Annotated in this window: 16 protein-coding genes; 14 read left to right on the plus strand and 2 right to left on the minus strand. The window is 67.2% G+C overall.

Annotated elements, in window-relative coordinates; genetic code table 11:
- Positions 1-330 precede the first annotated feature (330 nt).
- Complete coding sequence (locus J8J14_RS23365) at positions 331-1,008, minus strand: DUF4118 domain-containing protein (RefSeq protein ID WP_209381953.1); 678 nt, start codon at positions 1,006-1,008, stop codon at positions 331-333.
- A 90-nt stretch (positions 1,009-1,098) separates the two neighbouring features.
- Here J8J14_RS23365 and J8J14_RS23370 point away from each other — a divergent pair, with 90 nt between their 5' ends.
- From J8J14_RS23370 to J8J14_RS25680, 11 genes are all read left to right on the plus strand, one after another.
- On the plus strand, positions 1,099-2,907 hold the full coding sequence (locus tag J8J14_RS23370) for a cation:proton antiporter domain-containing protein (RefSeq protein ID WP_209381954.1): 1,809 nt from the start codon (positions 1,099-1,101) through the stop codon (positions 2,905-2,907).
- A gap of 42 nt (positions 2,908-2,949) precedes the next feature.
- Complete coding sequence (locus tag J8J14_RS23375; protein WP_209381955.1) at positions 2,950-3,228, plus strand: hypothetical protein; 279 nt, start codon at positions 2,950-2,952, stop codon at positions 3,226-3,228.
- 89 nt (positions 3,229-3,317) lie between these two features.
- A complete protein-coding gene (locus tag J8J14_RS23380; RefSeq protein ID WP_209381956.1) occupies positions 3,318-3,782 on the plus strand; it encodes a PTS sugar transporter subunit IIA in 465 nt (154 codons plus the stop codon).
- A gap of 56 nt (positions 3,783-3,838) precedes the next feature.
- Positions 3,839-6,781, plus strand: a complete 2,943-nt coding sequence (locus J8J14_RS23385; RefSeq protein WP_209381957.1) for a monovalent cation/H+ antiporter subunit A — start codon at positions 3,839-3,841, stop codon at positions 6,779-6,781.
- Complete coding sequence (locus J8J14_RS23390; RefSeq protein ID WP_209381958.1) at positions 6,781-7,125, plus strand: Na+/H+ antiporter subunit C; 345 nt, start codon at positions 6,781-6,783, stop codon at positions 7,123-7,125. Before J8J14_RS23385 ends, J8J14_RS23390 begins: the two co-directional genes overlap by 1 nt.
- A complete protein-coding gene (locus J8J14_RS23395) occupies positions 7,122-8,726 on the plus strand; it encodes a monovalent cation/H+ antiporter subunit D (RefSeq protein WP_209381959.1) in 1,605 nt (534 codons plus the stop codon). Before J8J14_RS23390 ends, J8J14_RS23395 begins: the two co-directional genes overlap by 4 nt.
- The gene (locus J8J14_RS23400; RefSeq protein ID WP_209381960.1) at positions 8,723-9,214 is read left to right on the plus strand and encodes a Na+/H+ antiporter subunit E; all 492 of its coding nucleotides are present in this window, start codon (positions 8,723-8,725) and stop codon (positions 9,212-9,214) included. Before J8J14_RS23395 ends, J8J14_RS23400 begins: the two co-directional genes overlap by 4 nt.
- Positions 9,211-9,492 (plus strand): K+/H+ antiporter subunit F, encoded by a 282-nt coding sequence (locus tag J8J14_RS23405; RefSeq protein ID WP_342452524.1) that lies wholly within the window; start codon positions 9,211-9,213, stop codon positions 9,490-9,492. The genes J8J14_RS23400 and J8J14_RS23405 overlap by 4 nt, the downstream gene beginning before the upstream one ends.
- Positions 9,489-9,866, plus strand: coding sequence for a monovalent cation/H(+) antiporter subunit G (gene mnhG, locus J8J14_RS23410; RefSeq protein ID WP_209381961.1), 378 nt, complete (start codon positions 9,489-9,491; stop codon positions 9,864-9,866). The genes J8J14_RS23405 and mnhG overlap by 4 nt, the downstream gene beginning before the upstream one ends.
- Positions 9,867-10,771: 905 nt before the next feature.
- Positions 10,772-11,158, plus strand: coding sequence for a hypothetical protein (locus tag J8J14_RS23415; protein WP_209381962.1), 387 nt, complete (start codon positions 10,772-10,774; stop codon positions 11,156-11,158).
- Positions 11,159-11,393: 235 nt separating this feature from the next.
- Positions 11,394-11,657, plus strand: a complete 264-nt coding sequence (locus J8J14_RS25680) for a DksA/TraR family C4-type zinc finger protein (RefSeq protein WP_209381963.1) — start codon at positions 11,394-11,396, stop codon at positions 11,655-11,657.
- Positions 11,658-11,842: 185 nt separating this feature from the next.
- Here J8J14_RS25680 and J8J14_RS23425 read toward each other — a convergent pair whose 3' ends face one another.
- Complete coding sequence (locus J8J14_RS23425) at positions 11,843-12,820, minus strand: LacI family DNA-binding transcriptional regulator (RefSeq protein ID WP_209381964.1); 978 nt, start codon at positions 12,818-12,820, stop codon at positions 11,843-11,845.
- Positions 12,821-12,961: 141 nt separating this feature from the next.
- Between J8J14_RS23425 and J8J14_RS23430 the strand changes: the two genes are divergently transcribed.
- The 3 genes from J8J14_RS23430 to J8J14_RS23440 form a co-directional block, all read left to right on the plus strand.
- Complete coding sequence (locus tag J8J14_RS23430) at positions 12,962-13,639, plus strand: DUF1028 domain-containing protein (RefSeq protein ID WP_209381965.1); 678 nt, start codon at positions 12,962-12,964, stop codon at positions 13,637-13,639.
- A 26-nt stretch (positions 13,640-13,665) separates the two neighbouring features.
- The gene (locus J8J14_RS23435) at positions 13,666-14,652 is read left to right on the plus strand and encodes a Bug family tripartite tricarboxylate transporter substrate binding protein (RefSeq protein WP_209381966.1); all 987 of its coding nucleotides are present in this window, start codon (positions 13,666-13,668) and stop codon (positions 14,650-14,652) included.
- A 121-nt stretch (positions 14,653-14,773) separates the two neighbouring features.
- On the plus strand, positions 14,774-15,151 hold a 378-nt coding region (locus tag J8J14_RS23440; RefSeq protein ID WP_245216121.1), incomplete at its 3' end, for a transposase.

Genomic DNA, 15,151 nt, shown 5'->3' on the forward strand with positions numbered 1-15,151 from the left:
GGCGAGAGCAGGGTTTGCTCACGTCGCGGCGCAGCACCCACAGCGCAAAACCCCGCCCAGCCCTGCAACGCGCCCTGGCTTACGCCATCTGCCACGCCGCGTGATGGCCAAAGTCGAGCTTAGGCTGGCCGAGAGCGGACGGGCGGCTTTCAATGGCTGATCCGGTGAAAGCAGAACTCGCCCGCTCGCAAGCCGGCCGCTGGTTTTGACCATGACCGGAGAAGCGTTGCTGCTTGCGATGGATTATTCGCGGCAGGCTTTCCTGGATAGCGCCGCGATCGAATCGACATCTGATAGCTTGCCCGACCCACGTGCATACCGACGATGTTGTCAGTGGCTTCTCTCGTTGCCAATGGTGGAGCGCACGATCTCCACCCCGACGACAGCGCACGCGCAAATGGCAGGGAAGACGACGGCCACAAAGAGGTCGCCTGAGTCGTTGACCGCCAATGTACGGACCGGTTCAACGAAGAAGTAGACCCCTAGTGCCCAACCCATCACCGCAGCCGTGAGGCCAGGCAACGCTCGCAAAAGCAGCGTGCCGAAAACAATCACCGGCAGGAAGGCGACATAGGCGTGGCCTGGCTCCCAACCACCGATCGCGACACGTAGAGCAAAGGCCACGAGGACGAGCCCCGCTGCGATGGCAAAGTGCGAGGCGGGGGAGGCACGCCGCAAGGCGAGCATGGCTGAAGCCATCGCGCCTGCCATCCTAGAAGCGCCTTCTCCCCGCCGGATGCCCGAAGCGCGCCCATTCTCCCGTCGCATGCCGGTAGCGGCTCCGAAGCGTACGCCGTATCCCATGCGGCCGTCGGCGTCCAGGAACACGACCCCGGCAGTCTCCAAGGCCCCGCAGATGGCGGCGCCCGTGTCCGGGCGCAGTACATGATGGCCCGCTTCGAAGCCGCGCACAGTGCCCCGGCTCACGCCCGCGTGCTCGGCCAACTCGTCCTGCGTCCAGTCCAGCAACCCACGCGCGGCGCGGCACTGCTCCGGTGTCAACGGCATAGCGCACTGTCCTAATTCAGTTGACCAATATGGTCAACGTATATATACGCACTTCAGACCATCGGCGGAGATTGAACGAGGGTTCGAACCATGCCGGAGCACCACACGCCGCTCATCGCGACGATCGCCGCCGGCTTAGCCCTCGCCTTCATCCTCGGGCTGGTCGCGCACCGCCTGCGGATCCAGCCTCTCGCCGGCTATCTCCTCGCCGGTGTCATGGTCGGGCCGTTCACGACCGGCTTCGTGGCGGATGCGGCGCTGGCGAACGAGCTCGCCGAGATCGGCGTCATCCTGCTGATGTTCGGTGTCGGCCTGCACTTCTCAGTGAAGGACCTCGTCTCCGTCGCCCGCATCGCGGTGCCGGGCGCGGTCGGGCAGATCGCCGCCGCGACGGTCATGGGTGGGGCGCTTGCGCTGGCGCTCGGCTTGGATCTTCCGGCGGCGCTCGTCTTTGGCTTGGCGCTCTCGGTCGCCTCCACGGTGGTGCTCGTCCGCGCCTTACAGGAGCGCCGCATCCTAGAGACGGAGCGCGGCCGCATCGCGGTGGGCTGGCTGACCGTCGAGAACCTGGTGGTGGTCATCGCTCTCAGCATGCTGCCCGCCCTCGCGGCCGCGGTGGCCGCTGGCAGCGCCTCGACCGGCCAGATGCTGCTGACGCTGGGCTGGACGCTTGCAAAGGTCGCGGCCTTCGTCGCCGTGATGCTGGTGGCCGGGCGGCAGGTGATCCCATGGCTGATGAACTACGCCGCCCAAATCGGTTCGCGCGATCTGTTCCACCTGGCGGTCTACGCCACTGCGCTCGGTCTCGCCTTCGGGGCCTACAAGGTGTTCGACGCCTCCTTCGCCCTAGGCGCCTTCCTCGCCGGGATGGTTCTGGGGGAGACGAAGCTCAGCCAGCGCGCGGCGGAGGAGGCGATGCCGCTGCGCGACGCCTTTGCCGTGCTGTTCTTCGTCTCCGTCGGGATGTTGTTCAATCCGGCGGTGCTGGTGGAGCAGCCGCGCGCGGTGATCGTGACGGTGCTGATCATCGTCGTGGGCAAGTCCGTCGCGGCCTACGCCATCGTGCGCGCCTTCGGCCACCCCGTCGGCACCGCGCTGACGGTCTCGGCAAGCCTCGCGCAGACCGGCGAGTTCTCCTTGATCCTCGTCGGCCTTGGGGTCACGCTCGGGCTGCTTCCGGAGGGCGGGCGCGACCTCGTGCTGACGGGCGCGATCCTCTCCATCCTGCTCAATCCTCTCCTGTTCAGCTTGACTGAGCGGCACCGTGCTGCGGTCGTGCCGGTTCCGTCGCCCGAGGCGCCGGAGGCAGCGGGCACCGCCCTGCCCGATGCGCGCCCGACCGGCGTCTCGCTGCTGGTGGCCGCTGCGCAGCCCGTCCCACCCGCGGGGTCCCCAATGCCGCTCTCCCCCGCCGCAGAGGGGGGGAGCGTGCCGACCGGTCTAACCGACCACGACGTGGTCGTCGGCTACGGCCGCGTTGGCTCGCTCGTTGGGGCGCGTCTTGCCGCGGCGGGCCGCCCCGTCCTCGTCCTGGAGGAGCGCGACGAGGCGATCGAGGCCGCCCGCTGCGACGGAGCGGAGGTGGTGGTCGGCAACGCCGCCGACCCGGAGGTCTTGGCGCTCGCCAGCCTTGCCGCCGCCCGGCGCCTGTTCGTCACCATCTCTGAGGCCTTCGAGGCCGGTCAGGTAGTGCAGCAGGCGCGCGCGAAGAACCCGGGCCTCGAGATCCTGGCTCGCGCCGACAGCGACGACGGCGTGCGTCATCTCGACGGGCTCGGCGCCAGCCTGACCGCGGTCGGCGAGCGCGAGAGCGCTCAGCTCATGCTCGCCCGGGCGTTCCCGCTTTGGGATACCCACGGACGGGCTGGGCTCCCGCCCGCAACCCCTAAGGCTCGATGATCGGCCATGGGGAGCGCAGACGGACATCCTCCAGACATACCGGTGGCGCTGGTCTACGTGACCGCCGTGAGCCTTGTCGCAGGCCTGGGACTGTTTCTCGTCCCGCCGCTCGGTCACATGCCACACCTTTACCAAGTGTCACTGACGGGTGCCGCACTCGTGGTCTGGAGCTTTTCGGACGGGATGTTCGGACGCTTCAGCGTCTTTCTGGCCCTACTAGAGGGAGCATTGCTGCTCCGCCTCGCGCTCAGTTGGACGGACCTGCTCGTCACCGCGTTTGGCACGCCCGTGGAGGGCACGACAGCGCTGCCGCCACCCTGATGTCTGTCGATGCGCCCGCCACTCAGGTCAATCCCGACCAAACCCACCGTGCGCCAGCAGCCAGCACGCCGGTGCGATAGGAAAGAACCATGAGGATAACTGAACTCCTCTCCGCGGCCGAGGTCACCCTAGACCTCGGCGCCACGAACAAGGCGGCTGTCCTGCAGACCCTGTCCGGCGAGGGGGCACGCAGACTGGGACGCCCGGAGGGCGAGATCCTGGAGGCACTGCAGGCGCGGGAACGGCTCGGCTCCACGGCGCTCGGTCGCGGCGTCGCCTTGCCGCATGCGCGCCTGGAAGGGGAGGTCAGCCCCATCATGCTCTTCGCGCGGCTGCGACGTCCCGTGGACTTCGAGGCTCGGGACGAAGAGCCGGTCGACCTCGTCATCCTCGTCCTCTGGCCCGAGGCCTCGCCCGAGGGATTCCTGCCCACCCTTTCGGAGACCTGCCGGGCGCTGCGGGAGCCGCAGGTGCTGCGGCGGCTGCGCGCGGCCCAGTCACCCGAGGAGGTGGTCGCACTCCTTGCTCGCCCAACCCCCGAGGCCGCCCCGTGAGGCCGCTGCACGCGTGTATTCCGCTCGCGCGCCGCAAAGGAGGCTAAGGCGACACGATGCCCGAGACCGTGCTGCTCCTCACCCTCATTGTCCTGCCCTTCGCCGGCGCGGTCGCCGCCGGGCTGATGCCGACCCACGCCCGGAACGCTGCCGGGGCGCTGGCCGGGGCGGTCGCGCTGTTCTGCCTTCTGCTCGTCTGGGTGGCCTACCCGACTGTGTCGGCGGGTGACGTGCTGCGGGCCGAGTGGGCCTGGATGCCTGCGCTCGGGCTGAATTTCTCGCTGCGCATGGACGGGTTCGCGTGGCTTTTCGCGGGTCTGGTGATGGGGATCGGCGCACTCGTTGTGCTCTACGCCCGCTACTACATGGCCGAGGACGACCCAGTTCCGCGGTTCTTCGCCTTCCTGCTCGCCTTCATGGGGGCGATGACCGGCGTCGTCATCTCCGGCAACCTCGTCCAGCTCGCCTTTTTCTGGGAGCTGACGAGCCTCTTCTCCTTCCTGCTGATCGGCTACTGGCACCACACCACGGCAGCCCGCGAAGGCGCACGCATGGCGCTGACCGTGACTGCCACGGGCGGACTCGCGCTGTTCGCGGGCGTGCTGGTGCTCGGCCACATCGTAGGCACCTACGAGCTGGACGCTGTACTCGCCGCAGGCGACCGCATCCGCGAGCATCCGCTTTACCTCCTGGCGCTAATTCTCATCCTGCTCGGTGCCCTGACCAAGAGCGCACAGTTCCCCTTCCAGTTTTGGCTGCCCAACGCCATGGCGGCGCCGACACCCGTCTCGGCCTACCTCCATTCGGCGACGCTGGTGAAGGCGGGCGTGTTCCTCCTGGCGCGCCTCTGGCCGGCGATGGCCGGGACCGACGCCTGGTTCCTGCTCGTCGGCGGCGCCGGCCTGGTGACGATGCTGCTCGGCGCCTATGTCGCCATTTTCCAGAACGATTTGAAGGGGCTGCTGGCCTACTCGACGATCAGCCACCTTGGCCTTATCACGCTGCTGCTCGGGCTCGACAGCCAGCTCGCCCTCGTTGCGGCGGTGTTCCACATCTTGAACCACGCGGCCTTCAAGGCCTCGCTTTTCATGGCGGCGGGGATCATCGACCACGAGACGGGCACGCGCGACATCCGCCGCCTGTCGGGGCTGAACCGCTCGATGCCCTTCACCGGGCGGCTTGCCCTGGTGGCGGCGGCGGCGATGGCGGGAGTGCCGCTGCTGAACGGCTTCATCTCCAAGGAGATGTTCTTCGCCGAGGCGCTGTCCGCCGAAGGCCCGTTGGGGCTGGTCAAGATCCTGCCCTTCGCCGCAATGCTGGGCAGCGCCTTCAGCGTCGCCTACTCGCTGCGTTTCATCCATGGCGCCTTCTTCGGTCCCGACCCGGTGGACCTGCCGCGCACGCCGCACGAGCCCGCCACCTGGATGCGCTTTCCGGTCGAGATCCTCGTGCTGATCTGCCTTGGCGTCGGCGTGCTGCCCGCCGCCACGGTCGGGCCCTTCCTCGACCTTGCGGTGCGCTCGGTGCTCGGCAATGAGGTGCCCTATTACAGCCTGTCGGTCTGGCACGGCTTTAACTTCCCGCTACTAATGAGCTTCATCGCCTTGGCCGGAGGCGTAGCGCTCTACCTGCTGCTGCAGGGGTGGCTCCGAAGCGAGACCGAAGGCGAGCCGCTGCTCCGCCGTTTTGAGGGCAAGCGCATCTTCGAGCGCGCGATGGTCTTTCTCTCCTGGAGACTCGCCCGGCGGCTAGAAGGGATCGCCAGCACGCGCCGGCTGCAGCCCCAGCTTCGTCTCATTGTCGCGGTCGCCTTCCTGGCAGGCGGCGCGGCCGTGTGGGTTCGAGGCCTCGGCCCGGGCAACCTGCCGCCTGCGCCCGTGGACCCCGTGCTGGCCCTGGTTTGGGCAGTGGGCGGGACCTGCGCGCTCGGCGCCGCGATGCTTGCGAAGTTCCACCGCCTGGCGGCGCTCATCCTGGTGGGCGGGGCGGGGCTCGCGGTCTGCGTCACCTTCGTCTGGTTCTCCGCGCCGGACCTCGCCCTGACGCAGCTCACGGTCGAGGTCGTCACAACCGTCCTGCTCCTGCTCGGGCTGCGCTGGCTGCCCAAGCGCGTCGAGGTGCCCGGTGATGGTGGGCCGGAGGTGCTGACCCGCGCGCGGCGCCTGCGCGACCTCGGCCTCGCGGTCAGCGCGGGCGGCGGGCTCGCGGCGCTCTCCTATGCCGTCATGACGCGCACGCCGCCCGAGCTGCTCGCGCGGGACTTCCTCGCCCGCGCCTACACCGAGGGCGGCGGCACAAACGTGGTCAACGTCACCCTGGTGGACTTCCGCGCCTTCGACACTCTTGGCGAGATCTTCGTGGTGGCCGCGGTCGCCCTGGCCACCTACGCGCTGCTGCGCCGTTTCCGCCCTGCAGCCGACAGCGTCGAGCCGCCGGTGCAGCAGCAGGACCAGCTTTCCGCAGACCTTGCGGAGCCCGGGACGGAGCGGCCTGTGGCGGATTGGCTGCTGGTACCCTTTACCCTGACCCGGCTGATCTTTCCGGTCATGGCGCTGGTCGCCGCCTTCCTGCTGCTGCGCGGCCACGACCTGCCGGGAGGCGGCTTCTCCGCAGGCATGGTCGTCGCAATCGCCGTTATCCTCCAGTACATGATTGGCGGTACCGCCTGGACCGAGGACCGCCTGGCTTGGCTCAGGCCCCGCGTCTGGATCGGCGCGGGGCTGCTGCTGGCGTCTGGCACCGGCCTCGCTGCGCTCGGCTTCGGCCGCCCGTTCCTGACCTCCTACTTCGGCTACATCAATCTTCCGGTCATTGGAGAGATGCCGACCGCAAGCGCGCTGATCTTCGACATCGGCGTCTTCGCACTGGTGGTCGGCGCAACGCTGCTGATGCTAGTCGCCCTCGCCCATCAGTCGGTACGTGGCCGCCGCGCCACCTCGCGGGCGCTCGCCTCGTTGGCAAAAGCAGGGCGGGCGCGCATCTTGGCAGGAGACGACTGATGGAACTCGTTGTGTCCCTCGCCATCGGGGTTCTGGCGGGCTCCGGCGTCTGGCTGCTTCTGCGGCCGCGCACCTTCCAAGTCACCATTGGCCTCGCGCTGCTGTCCTACGCGGTCAACCTTTTCATCTTCTCGACCGGGGGCCTGCGCACCGGCGCGGACGCCATCCTGGGGCGCGGGCAGGTCGGCACGCTCGCCGAGTTCACCGACCCCGTGCCCCAAGCACTGGTGCTGACGGCGATCGTCATTGGCTTCGCCACCACGGCGTTGCTGCTGGTGGTGCTGCTCGCGGCGCGTGGCCTGACGGGAACCGACCACGTGGACGGCCGGGAGCGCGACCGGTGACCGCCTGGACCGACCACCTGGTGATCGCGCCGATCCTCGTGCCCATGCTGGCGGGCGCCGCGATGGTCCTTGCAGGGGGCGATCGGCGCCGGTTTCTGGCCGGGCTCGGCTTGAGCTCGACGGTCCTGATGCTGGCGCTCTCCGCGGCACTGTTGGTTCTTGCCGATGCGCCCGAGGTGCGGATCTACCGACTGGGCAACTGGCCCGCCGCCTTCGGCATCGTCCTGGTGCTCGACCGGCTCTCGGCGATGATGGTGGCGCTGGCCTCCATCCTGGGCTTCGCGGCCTTCGTCTTCTCCCTCGCGCGGTGGCACCGGGCGGGGGCGCATTTCCATCCGCTCTTCCAGTTCCAGCTCATGGGGTTGAACGGCGCGTTTCTGACGGGAGACCTGTTCAACCTCTTCGTCTTCTTCGAGGTGATGCTCGCCGCCTCCTATGGCATGGCCCTGCACGGCTCCGGCACGGCGCGCGTCCGGGCGGGCCTCCACTACATCGTCATCAACCTGCTCGCCTCGCTGCTGTTCCTGATCGGGGTCAGCGTTGTTTACGGCATCGCGGGCACCCTCAACATGGCGGACCTGGCCGCGCGCATGCGGGACATCGCCGCGGAGGACCGGGCGCTGCTAGAGGCCGGGCTCGCGGTGCTCGGCATCGCCTTCCTGGTCAAGGCGGCGATGTGGCCGCTTGGCTTCTGGCTGCCGGGCACCTATGCCGCGACCGCCGCGCCGGCGGCAGCCATCCTCTCGATCCTCAGCAAGGTCGGCATCTACGCCGTGCTGCGCCTTTGGCTGCTGCTGTTCGGCGATGGCGGCGGCGCCTCCGCGGGCTTTGGTGCCACCGCCCTGAGCGTGGGAGGCCTGCTGACCATCGCCTTCGGCTCGGTCTCGGTGTTGGCGAGCCAGAACTTGGTGCGTCTCGCCGGGGCGAGCGTGCTCGTCTCCTCCGGGACGCTGCTGGCCGCCGTCGGCATGGGCCAGGCCGCCGTAACAGGCGGCGCGCTGTTCTACCTTGCGGGCTCGGTGCTGGCGATCGGTGCCCTCTTCCTGCTCGTCGAGCTTGTGGAGCGGGGGCGCGACATCGGCGCAGACGTGCTGGCCGTGACGCGCGAGGCCTTCGGCACCGGTGAGCATGAGGAGGATGGCGAGCCGGGCGAGCGGGACGCCATCGGCGAGCCCATTCCCGCCACGGTGGCTACCCTCGGCGTGTCCTTTCTGGCTTGCGCCCTGCTGATCGCGGGGTTGCCACCGCTGTCGGGCTTCCTGGCCAAGTTCGCCATGCTGTCGCCGCTGCTCGCCCCGGGCGGAGACGCCCCGCCCCCGATAGCCTGGGTGATGACGGCGGCGCTAATCCTATCGGGACTGGCAACGGTGGTGGCGATGGTGCGTGCTGGGATGGATGCCTTCTGGGCCACCCCGGCCGGGACGCCACAGCGGGTTAGCGTGGTCGAGTTCCTGCCGATCGCGCTGCTGCTCGTGCTGTGCGCCGGGCTCACGGTCGCCGCTGGGCCGGCCCTGGACTACGCCACTGCAGCGGCGGAAGCGCTCCACACGCCGTCGGACTACCTACGGGGGGTGCTGGTGGCACCGGAGGGGGGGCGATGAGGCGCATCCTGCCGCACCCGCTCCTCGCGTTCCTCTTACTGATCGCCTGGCTGCTGCTGATGGAGAGCGTCTCACCCGGGGCCGTCCTGCTCGGCAGCATCCTCGCGCTCGGTGGTTCCTGGGCGCTGGCGTCGCTGGCGCTGCCCCGGGCGCGGCTACGCCGCCTCATAGTGCTCCCCGGCCTCATGCGTGACGTACTGGTGGAGGTGGTGCGCTCGAACAACGCCGTCGCCCGGATTATCCTGAGTCCCAAGGGCAGCTCCCCGCGGCGCTCCGGCTTCGTCCGCATTCCGCTCGACATGCGCGATCCCTACGGGCTGGCAGCTCTGGCTTGCATCCTCACCGCGACGCCGGGCACGGTCTGGGCCGATTACGAGGCCGAGGAGAGCACCATGCTGCTCCATGTCCTCGACCTGATCGACGAGGCGGAGTGGGTCCGCATCGTCAAGGAGAAGTGGGAGCAGCGTCTGATGGAGATTTTCGAGTGAGCGCCCTGATGCTCGGATGGGCCGTCTTCCTGGCGCAATTGCTACTCGTCGCTGCGATGGGTTGCGCGACACTCCGCCTGCTGCGAGGACCGCGGGCGCAGGACCGGGTGCTTGCGCTCGACACCCTTTATGTCATCGCCGCCATGCTGCTGCTGGTTTTCGGCATCCGGACCGGCAGCCCGCACTACTTCGAGGCGGCGCTGCTGATCACGCTGCTCGGCTTCGTGGCGACGGCCGCGCTCTCCAAGTTCCTTATGCGAGGGGAGGTGATCGAGTGACGCAGGCAGCGGAACTTCCCAGCTGGGCGGCGTTGGCAATAGCCGTTCTGCTGCTGTCAGGTGCCGGGCTGGCCCTGGTCGGCGCGGTCGGCTTGCTGCGGCTGCAGACCTTCTACGAGCGCGTCCATGCGCCGACCCTCGGCACCACGCTCGGGATCGGCTGCGTGCTGCTGGCCTCGATGCTCTACTTCTCGCTCGTGCAGACCCGCTTCATCCTGCACGAGATCCTCATCGCGGTGCTGGTCGTGATCACGACCCCTGTCACCCTCATGCTGCTGACCCGCGCCGCGCTCTATCGAGACCGGATTGAAGGAAGGGGGGCGGTGCCACCCGCCTTACGTTTCAGACGAGGACGCGGCATCGACAACCAATGATTGATGCTGAGCCTGTGCCGTTTTGGGGTCGAGGGCCAGCACAAAGCGGCCGCCGCCGGCCTCATGTGTCGGCACCCGTAAGCGGACACGGCATGGGCGTCCCGGAATTTTCAGCCGATGTGCCGCAGCTATTCGCTGCCGACTGGACCAGTCCGGCCACGTTCACCTCATCCTGCTCTCGACCAGGGTGCCGGACTGCGAAGTGAGCCGGCCGCGCGCTTTCGTCTAATCTGACTCGCATTGTAGACGAAAGCAGCATTGTCTCTTGCGTGGGGAACAGCGCCAGAAGCTGCGTTGGATAGGGGCGATCGGCTGTAACCCTGACATCAACTCGGGTTTGTGCCGACCCAGAGCACGCCCCCCGGATCGCTCCAGTAGCGCCACGCGACCGCGTCCAACTGGCGCGGCAGCGCGCTCCGGAAACTCGACGTTAGTTTCATGACCATGCCGCAGTGATACGCGGCAGCAGCGCCGATCAGTGTAGCAAGAGGCGCGATCTCCGGGGGACCTCAACTATTTTGACCACACCACAGACGGCACAAAGCGGAGGCACACAGCCAGCCGTGCCGCACCCCCGACGATGCAGCCGTTCGCCGCCTGCGTTGCAAGCGCGAGCTCGCCAACAACTACGCCTCACCCGCCCGCCATAGGCGAGCTTCCACCCTCTCCGCCGCAGAACACAGCAAGATCGAAGGAACGACAGATATGCCGATTGGAGTCACCCGCGCCCACGCCGCGGACGCACGGCGCTTCCGCAGCGCGCTTGAGAAGCTGGGCGAGAGTGTTGAGAGCCTCATATTGCTTGTGGAGCAGAACGGCGATCCACCTCCGCTGCGGGAAGTTCATCACTCTCTCAAGCAGATGGCGGCAGGCAAGCTGCCGGTTCCGCCGGAGATGTGGGTGTTGTGGCCACGTTCGAGCAGAGGTGTATTCTGGGCCGCCGCTTCAAGCAGTGGGACGTTACCGACTATGGGCTGGAGGCGCTGGATGGAACATGCGCGATTCCTGCCGGAAGCGTGTCCCGCCTGCGGCAGGGAACGGATCTGTACAGCTTACCCATCCACATGGCGGAGAAGAACTGGGTCGATCTGCCTGACTTCCTAAGCGCTTTTCAGATCGCCTTGCTCCGGCACCAGTCTGCCCAGTACGACGCCGAGCGCATGGTGCTAACCCGGCTCGCGGCCGAACAAGAGAGACGGGAATGTGAGGCTTTCCAGCGCCGGCTTCCCCGGAAGGAGGCTGGCGATATTTTCCCAACCTACACTCTCCAAGAAATTCAGGCAGCAATGTAGGACTGTGGGGTCTGCCGGGCACCATTGCCCTGCAGGCCCCTGCCTAGCAACACGAAGGCGGATCCCAGCCCACCCGCATCCGTGGGCAACCTCGATCGAGGTGGGCAGCTGGTCCATCCGGTCAGCAGGGGAGGGGCGCATAGCCCCAAAGCCTCCATTCCCGGTTGATGTTGAAAGCGACGTTGTCGCACGCCAACTCCATGCTCTTCAGCATCAGTCAGCGCGGGCGACGGACGTGGCGAACGGCTGGGCCCCGGACGGGGCAGTGCAGGATCAGATCGACCATACGGTCACCGACGGTGTCCTAAGGGCGCGTGCGAACATCCCGACCGGGGTAGGGGGAGTGCACTGCCTGGAATGCGGCGAGGACATTCCCGAGGCCCGCCGCCGTGCGCTGCCCGGGGTGCGAACCTGTGTAGCATGCCAGTCGGCCCTTGATCGCCGCCCAGTAGCAATCGGATTCAACCGCAGAGGCAGTAAGGACAGCCAGCTCAAGTAGCCTCCGCGACCGAGCCAGCGGTCGAACCGTTTGGCTGCCGGTTAGGTCTGCTTCGCCGGTCCGCCTCGGACTATGTACATTTGGTGAGGCTAGCTGCGCTTCCCGCAGGGTGTTCACCACCGCCGTCGACCGTTGAGGGGTGGTGAACACCCCAAAACAGGGCGGGCGACAAATCTGCCGCCGGGTCAGGTGCTTTCGCGCGAGACCAGTTCGAAGCCGACGTTCACGCGCCCGCCGGGCGGCCCTCCTGCTGCTCGGTCCAGGAGCAGGCGGCCTGCAGCTTGCCCTATCTCGTAGCCGCGCGTGCGCACCGTGGTAAGGGCCGGCACGATTTCAGCTGCGATCTCGAAATCGCCAAAGCCGGCTATGGCCAGTTGGCCAGGCACGGAGAGACCTCTACGCTGGCATTCGAACAATGCGCCGGCTGCAAAAATGTCGGTAACGCAGAACAATGCATCGAGGCGCGGCTCCCGCTGTAGCAATTCTGTGACGGCTGCCCGGCCACCGGCAAAACCTGCAGCCTCCTCCGCGTAGAACAGCAGGTCGTCACGCAGTCCAGCTTCCCGCAGGGCGGACTGAAAGCCACCCTGGCGTTCGAGAAAGCGGCGCTGCGAGGCCGGGGCGTACCCCGCAAAACCGATATGGCGGTAGCCGCGGCCAGTAAGGAAGGTGCCGATGGCGTATCCGGCGTCGGCGAGGGAGAAGCCGACGGCCATGTCGATGATCGGATCGCCAAGGATCCAGGTTTCCACGACAGGTGTCTCGACGCCGGCAAGCAGGGCCAGCGTCTCGGGTGGATGCTCATTACCAGTCAGCACGATCCCTTCAGGGCGTCTCCCGAGCACTGCCTCAATGGCGCGACGCTCGCGCTCCGGAGTGTCGGCTACCGCAAGCAGCAGCTCGTAGCCGTGCTCCGTGAGATAGTCACCCAGACCCTGGATGGTGCGGGCGAAGCTGGAGTTGCGGATGGAGGGGACGATCGCTGCCACGACGTGGCTGCGGCCGGACGCGAGGGTGCCGGCGATGCGATTGGGCACGTAGCCGAGGCGACGCGCGACTGCGAGAATGCGCTCCCGGGTTGCGGGCAGTACGATGTCCGGGCGCTTGAAGGCATTTGACACGCTCATGGGGGAGACGCCGGCCTCTCGGGCCACGTCGCTCATCCGGACGCCTGGCCGGCGGGCATTGTCGCTACTCATGCTGCTACGACCATACAGGAGCTTGGCGTGGCAGCCCACTTGGCTGGTATCTCTTGCGCATTCGAATTGTAGCGCTACAATCGCCCAGTTCTGAAAGGATGACGGGTGACCTTCTCCCTCGCCGCAATGGATCCCGAGACTGGGATGTTCGGAATTGGCAGCTGCTCATCCAGCATTGCGGTAGGCAATCGCTGTCCCTGGGCGCGAGCAGGAATAGGGGCTGTGCTGACGCAGCACCGTACGGATACGCGGGCGGGGCCGCTCGGGCTAGAGTTCTTGGCGCGCGGATATTCGGCGCAGGAGACGGTGAACCTGCTCGTGGCCGGCAGCGAGTATCCGGGCCAGCGGCAATTTGCGGCGATAGATCGTGAGGGCCGCACGGCCTTCTTCAACGGACCGCAGATCGAGACGATCAACACCGGCCACGTCGGCGACCGCTGTGTCGCGGTGGGGAACTTCCTGGCTTCAGGGACTGTCACCCAGGATATGGTGACTGCCTACGAAACCTCGCGCGGCGCAGCTTTTGCGGAGCGCCTGCTTGCCGCCGTGGACGCGGGTGTCGCGGCGGGCGGGGAGACGCAGCCTGTGATGGCGGCGGCGCTGCTCATCGTGGATAAGCATTCCTGGCCGCTCGTCGATCTGCGCGTGGATTTTGAGGTGAACCCGCATCACGGTCTGCGCCGGCTCTGGCGCGCCTATGAGCCGCTGGTGGAGCGCTTCACGCTCCAGGTGCTGCGGCCGTTCGAGCTGAAGCCGCTAATTAACTCCGCGCTGACGATCTGAACCCATTTCGTGAACGGGAAGCACCGATGACGATCAAGTCCGGGCTGAGCCGGCGGTTGGCGCTCTGTGCGCCGCTGCTTTCAATTGCGACCGGGGCCAAGGCGCAGCCGGCCTATCCGAGCCGTGCGATCACGCTGGTCGTTTCGTTCCCCGCGGGAGGCAGCAGCGACGTGACGGCACGGATCGTGGCGGACGGGATGGCGCGGGAACTCGGCCAGCCGGTCGTGGTTGAGAACCGACCGGGTGGGGCAACGGTGATCGGCGCCAATGCCGTCGCACGTGCGCCCAAGGACGGCCACACGCTGCTCTTTGCCTCCACCTCGGCGCTGACGACCAACCCGCATCTATATGCGAGCCTTCCCTACAAGGTGTCGGATTTCCAGCCGGTCTCGCTTGTCGCGGTGGCGCCCTGGATTATCGCGGTATCCCCCGCCATTCCCGTCCGGACGCTTCGGGAGCTGGTGGCCTATGCCAAGGCACGGCCGGGGCAGATGAACTACCATTTCTTTGGTCCCGGCACAGGATCCCACCTGTTCGCGGAGATGGTATTGCAGGCGACGGGCATGCAGGCCGAGGCCGTGGCCTACAGGGGCGAGGCGCCAGCGCTGACAGCGCTGGCGAACGGCGAAATCCAGTTCATGCCTGCGAATATCAGCGCGACGCTCTTAGAGCAGCACCGGGCCGGGCGGATCCGTATCCTGGCGGTGGCCGATCCCGCACGCAGCCCAGTGGCACCCGATGTCCCCACCTTTGCGGAGGAGGGCTACCCGCAGGTCGTAGCGGATTCTTGGTTCGGGATCGCGGCACCGGCAGGTACGCCGCGGCCGATTGTCGACCGGTTACATGGTGCGCTCCGGGCGGCGCTCGCCTCGCCCGAGCTGCGCGCCCGAGTGGAGGCGAGCGGCTTCACACCTCGCTCCTCAACGCCAGACGAGCTCACCGCTCTCATTGCCGAGCAGTCGCGGCTCTGGGGTGATGTGATCCGACGCCTTGGCGTACGACTGGAGCTATAAGGCCGAACGCACGTGAAATCGCCCCTGGCCGCGCCGGGGTGTTGAGGTGACCCGGCGAAAGTGGTCCATCTGAGGTGTTAGTTTTTCGGCGGATTTCCCAGGATGGAAGGGGAGATTGGCCATGAAGAAGAAGCGGTTCTCGGTCGAGCAGATCGTGTCGGTGCTGAAGCAGGCGGAGCTGGGCCTGCCGGTGGCGGACCTGGTCCGGCAGTTCGGCATCTCCGAGAAGACCTTCTATCGATGGAAGAAGCAGTATGCGGGTCTGCAGTCGGAGCAGGTGCGGGAGTTCAAGCAGGTCACGGAGGAGAATGCCCGGCTGAAGAGGCTGGTGGCAGAGCTCAGCCTGGACAAAGCCGTGCTGCAGGACGTGCTCTCAAAAACGTATGGCCCGCCCCGCCCGCAAGAGCTTTCACGACCTGGTCTGATCAGTCTACGCCAACGTATCCGGCACCGGAGGCAAGCTCCCTGCCAAGATGGAGATCCGCGCGCCCCGGTCCTC

This window comes from Pararoseomonas baculiformis, assembly GCF_017813395.1.
Lineage (GTDB): Bacteria > Pseudomonadota > Alphaproteobacteria > Acetobacterales > Acetobacteraceae > Roseomonas > Roseomonas baculiformis.